At 65.7% G+C, this 7,227-nt stretch carries 3 protein-coding genes and 1 pseudogene; 2 read left to right on the top strand and 2 right to left on the bottom strand.

Translation table 11 applies throughout. The annotated features are described in order from the left end of the window. Positions 1-114: 114 nt before the first annotated feature. Positions 115-522: pseudogene (locus AB0C35_RS45705) on the top strand (DUF6444 domain-containing protein); the annotation flags it as partial. Positions 523-578: 56 nt separating this feature from the next. Beyond that, entirely contained in the window at positions 579-1,595 is a 1,017-nt protein-coding gene (locus tag AB0C35_RS45700) for an IS66 family transposase (RefSeq protein WP_358470875.1), read from the top strand. A 363-nt stretch (positions 1,596-1,958) separates the two neighbouring features. On the opposite strand, the gene AB0C35_RS45695 is transcribed toward AB0C35_RS45700, so the two are convergent. Together AB0C35_RS45695 and AB0C35_RS45690 are read right to left on the bottom strand one after the other, a co-directional pair. Further along, positions 1,959-2,363: a hypothetical protein gene (locus AB0C35_RS45695; RefSeq protein WP_358470872.1), complete on the bottom strand. Its 405-nt coding sequence runs from the start codon at positions 2,361-2,363 to the stop codon at positions 1,959-1,961. Between the two features lie 48 nt (positions 2,364-2,411). Further along, the coding region (locus tag AB0C35_RS45690) for a polymorphic toxin-type HINT domain-containing protein (RefSeq protein WP_358470869.1) at positions 2,412-7,227 on the bottom strand (4,816 nt) is incomplete at its 5' end.

The raw sequence follows: 7,227 nt of genomic DNA, 5'->3' as shown, positions 1-7,227 counted from the left end.
CCCTTGGCGTAGTAGTCGATGGTGAGGGTCTGGCGGCCGGCGGGGTCGGTGATGTAGCGCAGGAATTTGGTCGGCTTATTCTGGGATTTGCGGACGTAACTGGTCACCTGCCTGATGCTCGGTGTCCGATTTGATCTTGCCGTTCGTGGTGTCGATCATGGTGGGGTGTCCGCCGAGCCGCAGCCGTCGTATGAGGAGCTGGCGGCGGAGAATGCGCAGCTTCGGGTGCTGGTGGAGTTGCTGCGGGCCGAGGTGGCCGAGCTGAAGGCGCAGGTGGGGAAGGACTCCTCGAACTCCTCCAAGCCGGCGTCCAGTGATGGGCCGGCCAAGCCGGCACCGAAGTCGTTGCGGGGCCGCAGTGGTCGTAGGCCGGGCGGGCAGAAAGGCCACCCGGGTGCGGCGCTGGCGCAGGTCGCAGAGCCTGATGAGCGCGAGCGGAATGAACCGGTCTGCTGCCTGGGGTGCGGTGCGGGGCTGGCCGGTGCCGCCGAGTGCGGGGTCGAGGCCCGGCAGGTGTTCGACATCCCGGCAATCCGGGTGCGGGTGGCCGAGCATCAGCTGGTCAAGCGGCGGTGCGGGTGCGGGACGGTGACCACGGCGGACGCCCCGGCGGGGTGGCCGCGCCGGCGCAGTACGGCCCGAACGTGGCCGCCATCGTCATCTACCTCTACGCCGGGCAGTTCCTGTCACGTGATCGCCCTGCCAAGGCGCCGGCCGCGTTGTTCGGCACGCCGGTCTCGGCCGGAACGGTGGCGGCGATGGCCGCACGGGCCGCCGCCACGCTGATGTCCGATGGCGGGTTCACCGAGCAGGTCCGCCAGAAGATCACCGCCGCCGAGGTGGCTCATTTCGATGAGACCGGGCTGCGAGTGGCGGGCCGTCTGGCCTGGGTGCACTCGGCCTCCACCGGCAGGTACGTGCTGCTGGCCGTCCGCCGCAAGCGCGGGCGGGAAGCGATGGACGCCGCCGGAGTCCTCCCCGGCTTCGGTGGGGTCGCCGTGCATGACGGCTGGGCACCCTACGACACCTACACCGCCGCCACCCACGCCCGCGGCAACGCCCACCTGCTCCGGGACCTGCAAGCGGTCATCGACCACCACCAGCGCACCGCGGGCACGGACTCATGGTGCTGGGCCGAGCAGGCCGCTGATGCTATCCGGGACATGAAACGCCTGGTCGAGGCCGCACTCGCCCGCGACGGCACGCTGACGGGTCTCGACCAGGCGACGATGGCCACGGCCAAACACGCCTTCCGGTCGGCCGCGCGTCTGGGCATCAAGGCCACCGCCGCCCGCGCCACCGCGGTGGACAAAGACCACAACGCCCTGGCCCGCCGGCTGCTGGCCCGCCACCACGACCACCTGCGGTTCACTCTCGACGCCCGTGTGCCCTTCGATAACAACGCCGCCGAGCGCGAGATCCGGATGGTCAAACTCCGGCAGAAAGTCTCCGGCTGCTTGCGTACTCTCACCGGCGCCCGGCAGTTCACCGCCATCCGCTCTTACCTGGCCACCACCGCCAAGAACGGCCTCGGCCTCCTGGACGCCCTCACCGAACTCACTCGCGGACGACTTTGGCTCCCGGCCACAGCCTGAACCATTCCCCTGGCACGACAACGTGACCAGTTACACTTGCTCTAATAGCTGACCAGGTAGACCATAGGGATCTAGATCAACCATTCCAAGGTAATTGCTGACTGACCTGCGCACCGGATCATCGTGCACGACATAAATGGTCTCATCCATAGCAAGCTTCCCCTCGCAAGTATCGCGCAATCAGGAAGCCAGACGGTGATCGGGGACCGGGGGCTGGCGAGACCCGACCGGCCTTGCTACCGGGCATCCTGAGACCTATCCGGACCGAACTTCCACCGGCAAGCGACAACGAGCTTGCGAACAACGAGTTCCTCCACTACGTCACGACTCTACCTACTGCTCTTCTGGGGGCAGAAGAGCACATCAGTCTGCCCTGTCGTTGAAGTTTTTCCAGAAGCGCCAACTCTCCTTTTGCGCCGGATCGAGGTCGAGGGGCGGGACGCCGAGCAGATACTTGTGCGCCAGAGTGACCACCTCTTTCAGAGGTACATCTGGCAGGCGGTTGAAGTCTTCGATGGAGACATCGAGCGTGAAGTTGCACTTGGATTTGTCTGCCAGCACGGCCACGATGAGGCAACGGTAAACAGAGCGACCTTCCGTGCCGATAACCGTGGCCATCAGTGTTGTTATGTTGCCCCCCTGCTCCCGGAGCCATTCTGGACGCCCCTCTGCACTCCATTTTGGATTGGCCGAGGCCAGTGTCGTGAGACGTTCCAGATCCAACACGGTGAGCATCTTTATATCACCGCGGGACTTGAATCCGTACATCTCGAGCTTCGGCCAGGAAAAGGGTCGGCGACTTCTTCTTATCACGGATCATTCTCCGACGCGGTGGACAAAAATCTTAGTGTTCCACCGGATATTATCGTTGTTCGGGTCGGCTGCGCGCCTCAGCAGCTCCATCGCCCGGTGGTTACCCTGGCCTATCACACCTGGACGACCGGTGTACGTCGCGATGTACTGCCCGTCCCTCGGGTTGAAAACGGATGCCATAAGGTCGTCATCCGAACGGGTGACCGCGTTGGCCGCCTTGTAGGAGATGGACGGGTTCCCCGGTACCAGAGCGGCGAGATCTTGAATGGTCGCGTTCGGTTCTGGTGCGGCACCGCCGAGCGCGCGGTGCAGCCGGCGGTTGCTGCGCCACGGTTCCATCGGGCGCCGCATCAGCAGACGACCGAGATAGGTGTCGTTAGCCTTGTTCCGAATAGATCCGATCGCCTGACGCAGCGACGGCCCACAGCTGTTGTGGACGAGAACGGAGGTAGATCCCGCGAGGACATAGTAGGTGTGGGCGTCAGCGATGGTGAGGTTGTGGACGCGCTGGTGGCGGGTGTGGGTCTGGGCGGCGGTGATCTGAGTCCAGGTGCCGGTGCTGGTGCGGAGCCACATGCCGGGCTTGAGATCCTCGGCGTTGGCCCAACGGCCGTAGTCGGGGAGCCAGAACGGGTGCTCCTCGGTGGCGATGATCTTCGCGGTCTTGGTGCCGTGCTCGCCATCGACGTCGACGGTGAGGGTCATCAGCTGCTTGTCGCCCTGGCTGTTGATGGTGTCGATGACGGTGCGGGGGCGAGTGTCGCCGGTCTCGGGGTCGGTGGCCATCACCCGGTCGCCCATCTTCACGTCCTCGATGGCCTTGCTGGACCTGTCGGCCATCAACACCGCGGTGCCCGGAACGAAGCTGCTGGGGGCCGGGCATTGAGCCTTGTGCGGCGCGGAGGGGCCCTTGACCGTCCGCGGTCTGGCCCCTCTGGAGGTTCCTCCGCTGCCCTTGCCGCCGGCCTTGCCTCCCCCACCCGAGCCGGCTTTGGCGGCCTTGCCGGCTCGGGCGGCCTTGCCGAGGGCCTTGAAGATCTTGCCCAGACCGAAGGGGAGGATTTCGAGTGCGGCCCAGCCGCAGGAGTCACCGCCCGAGGCGCAGTCCACGGTGCTCTGGAAGCCGAACACGCCCCACAGGAAGGAGGCGTTGCTCTTGAGGGACTCTCCGAAGGTGGGCGAGGGGATGGGGTCTTCTCTGACCTTCTGTTCGGCATAGGGCAGCGCGTAGCGCGGGTCACCGCCGCAGGCGTTCATGTAAGCCTGTGCAGGGGTGCACGGGTTGTGCCCGTCAAGGTCCACGAAGCTGATGGGGTTGCCGCCGGCGAAGGCGTAGCGGTTCATGGTGAACGGGTCGGTGGCCAAGCCCATATCGTCCAGGGCGCCACCGTAGGTGTCTCGGGTGAGGAACCGGTTCAGGCCGGGATCGTAGTTGCGGAACCCCATGTCGTAGGTGCCGGAAGACTGGTCCCAGCGGTGCCCGTTGAACCGGTAGGAGTTGTAGGGCTCGGCGTCGGGGTTGGTGAGGTCGGGCTTGTCGACGCCGGTGAATTTCGGATCGTCGTTGTCGCCGTATGCGGTGTAGCCGTAGGTTGCGCGGGTGTCGCCGTTGGGTTTGGTGATCGCCTCGACGTCACCGCGCGGGTGGTAGGTGTATTGGGAGATCTCCGGTGCTGCGCCGGTGTCGTGCTTGAGCTGGGTGAGCCTGCCGTCCATGGCGGAGTACTCGTACGACTTGGACAGTTGACCGGCGGCCGTCTCGGTCAGGACGCTGTCGGTGAGGCCCAGATAGGCGAAGCCGGTGGTCTTGCCGTTCTTTGTCTTGGAGGTGGTGCGGTCGAACGGGTCGTAGGTGTAGGCGGTGGTCTTGGCCGCGGTGCCGATCCCGGAGGTGTGGGAGATGGTGCGGTCGAACCCGTCGTAGCGGTACCGCTGGGAGATCTGCCCGCCGGTGGAGACGGTGTCCAGGCGGCCGAGGGGGTCGTAGTTGTAGGTGGAGGTGATCCCGTTGGCCGTGGAGGTCAGCAGTCTGTTGCGGTCGTAGTGATGGATGGTTGTGGTCCCGCCGACGGTCTGGGTGACGACATTGTTGTTGGCGTCGTAGACATAGGTCTCGGTTCCCGCCGCCTGGCCGGTCTTGGCGAGCTGGGTGATGCGGTCCTGCGGGTCGTAGGTGAGGTCGTAGGTGGTTTCCAGCAGTGTGCCGGGGTCATCGGCGCTTTGTAGCTTGGCCAGGTCTTGGCGGATGTCGCCGTTGGGGGTGTAGTCCAGGGTGTGCTGGGCGATCGTGGCGCCGCCGGATTTGGTCTCGGTCTGCTGGGCGATGAGCCCGTCGAGGGTGTAGTCGAAGTTGACGGTGTTGCCGTTGGGCTTGATCTGGGTCGCCAACTGCCCGCGGGCGGTGTAGGTGAAGGTGGACACCCGCTGCGCGGACGCCGTCGCCGAATCCGCATTGGTGATCTTGGTGACCTGGTTGCGGGCGTCGTAGTCGGCCCCGGACCAGGTGTCGTCGTGGGTGCGGGTGAGCGGGTTGCCGTTGGCGTCGTAGGTGTAGGCGGTGGTGTTCTTGACGCTGGTGCCGGTCTTCTCCTCCACCTGGGTGATGCGGTTGAGGTCGTCGTAGGTGGTGGCGTAGACATTCACGGCCGCGCTCGGTGAGTTGTCGGCGACCTTGACCACGTTGCCGTTGGGGTCGTAGCGGTAGGTGAAGTCCTTGCGCTCGTTGTCGGTGTCGCCGGAGTTGTCGCGGACGAGCTTGACGGCGTCGGCTGCCAGGGTGGTGCCCGCGGTGGCCTGGTCGGTCAGCGTGAGCTTGTGGGGGCCGTTCTCGGTGAAGGCATAGGTGCCCAGGCTCTTCCATTCGCCGGCGCCAGTGGTCTGGTCGACGGTCTGGGTGGCCTCACCGCCGGAGTGGGCGACGCTGAACCGTGCGTCGGGGGCGCCGTCGGACAAGCCGGGGTGGCGGACGAAGACCTCGTAGTCACCGTCCCGGGGGATGGTGAGCTGCCACACGAACAGGCCCGAGCCGTCCCCGGCGGGGCGGATGTGGACGTTGTAGCCGTACTGCTGGCCGGCGGTCCCAGCCGTCCAGGCGCCGGACGGGTTCTCGGCGGTGTTGTTGTAGTCGGAGTTGTCGACCAGGACGACCTGGCTGCCGACCGGGACACCGCTGTCGCTGCGGGCCTTCAGGTTGCCCGAGGGGTAGTAGTCCCAGAGCATCGTCCGGGTCGTCGACCCGCCCGCCGAGGTCAGGGTGTTGGAGATCTGCTGGCCCAGCGCGTTGTAGTCGTACTCGGTCGAGATGTCCCACGGGTCGGTGGAGGTGTGTGTCCACCCGTTGTCGAAGTAGGTGTACCGGGTGTCGTTGCGGATGCTCTGCCCCTCCGACGGCGGTGCCGACACCGTCGTCCTCCGCCCGGCCGCGTCGTACTCGAAGAGGGTCTTGTTGGGCTGGTTGTAGCGGCTGTCGGACGGGTCGTAGGCCGCCCACTCCTCCTTCACCCGGTTCAGTTCGTCGTAGACCGTCTGGTAGGTGAAGTCGTCGGCCGCCGTGGTCGCCACACCCCGGGGGGTGATGACCTTGGTGCGGTTCCCGGCCTGGTCGTACTCGTAGCGTGTGGTGCGGTGGACCAGGGCACCGTCGTCGGTCTCGTGCGGAACCTGCACCTGGCGGGGCTTGCCGCGGGCGTCGAACTCGGTCAGGGTTTTGTTGCCCTCCTGGTCGACGGCTTCGATCGGCAGCCCGTCGCGGTCGTAGGCGGTGGAGGTGGTCTCGCCGGCCGCATCGGTGGTGACGGTGCGACGGTGGTTGAGGTCGTAGGCGTACTTGGCGGTGAAGTCGCCGGTGTCGGCGGTCGCGCTCTTATTCGGGTCGACGACCTTGACCAGGTTCCCGGCGCCGTCGTAGCTGTTGGTGATCGTGCCACCGCGGGGATTGACCGTCCGTACGAGCTGGTAAATCTCGTCATAGTGGTTGGTGACGGTGTAATCGCCTTCGGTGGCGCTCAGGCTGCCTTTGGGCTCGGTCGCGGTTTTGAGGTGGCCGGCCTTGTCGTAGGTGTAGGTGCTGCGACGCTCGGGATCACCGGTCTCGTCCGTCGGTTCCACGATGTCGGTGACCTGGTCGGTCGCGTCGTAAACCGCGGTGGTGACGGCGCCATTGGGCGCGGTGGTCTCAATGACGTTGTCGTTGCGGTCGTATTCGGGCGCCGGGGTGATGATCAGGTCGCCGGCGTCCTGGTCCTTGGGGACGGTCTTCTGCAACGGACGGCCGTAGGTGTCGTAGCCCTGCGTGGTGAAGTGCCCGAGCGGATCGGTGACCTTGGTGACCTGGCCGCGCTCGTCGTAAACGAATGTGGTGGTCTTGTCGAGGGCGTCGGTTATCGCCTTCGGGTAACCGGTGGGGCCGAAGTCGCTGTTGGTGGTGGTGTGTCCGTTGGCGTCCGTGGCCGTCTTGAGTTGGCCCCAGGTGTCGTAGGTGTAGGTGGTGGTGTAGTCGCCCTCGGTGGAGGTGGCGTTGCCGAGGGGGTCGGTGACCGACGACAGGTTACCTTCGGGGGTGTAGCCGAAGGTGGAGGTGCGGCCTTCGGGGCTCTGTTTCGAGATCAGGTCGGCGATGTGGCCGCCCAGGCCGGTCTGGTAGGTGAGGGTGGTTCCGGACCAACCGTTCTTGACCGCCTCAGCGTCCTTGATCTCGGTGGGGTAACCGGTATTGGGTTCATAGGCCCAGGTGGAGACGGCTGGGGTGGCGCCTGTGGTGGCCGGTGGTTCCTCAAGACGGGTGACGTTGTTGTCGTCGTCCCAGCCGAGTTTGGTGGTC

The sequence above is a fragment of the Spirillospora sp. NPDC048819 genome (assembly GCF_040650055.1).
Taxonomy (GTDB): domain Bacteria; phylum Actinomycetota; class Actinomycetes; order Streptosporangiales; family Streptosporangiaceae; genus Spirillospora.
The sequence above is the reverse complement of the archived record's forward strand: the minus strand, read 5'-3'. Positions and strand labels throughout refer to the sequence as shown.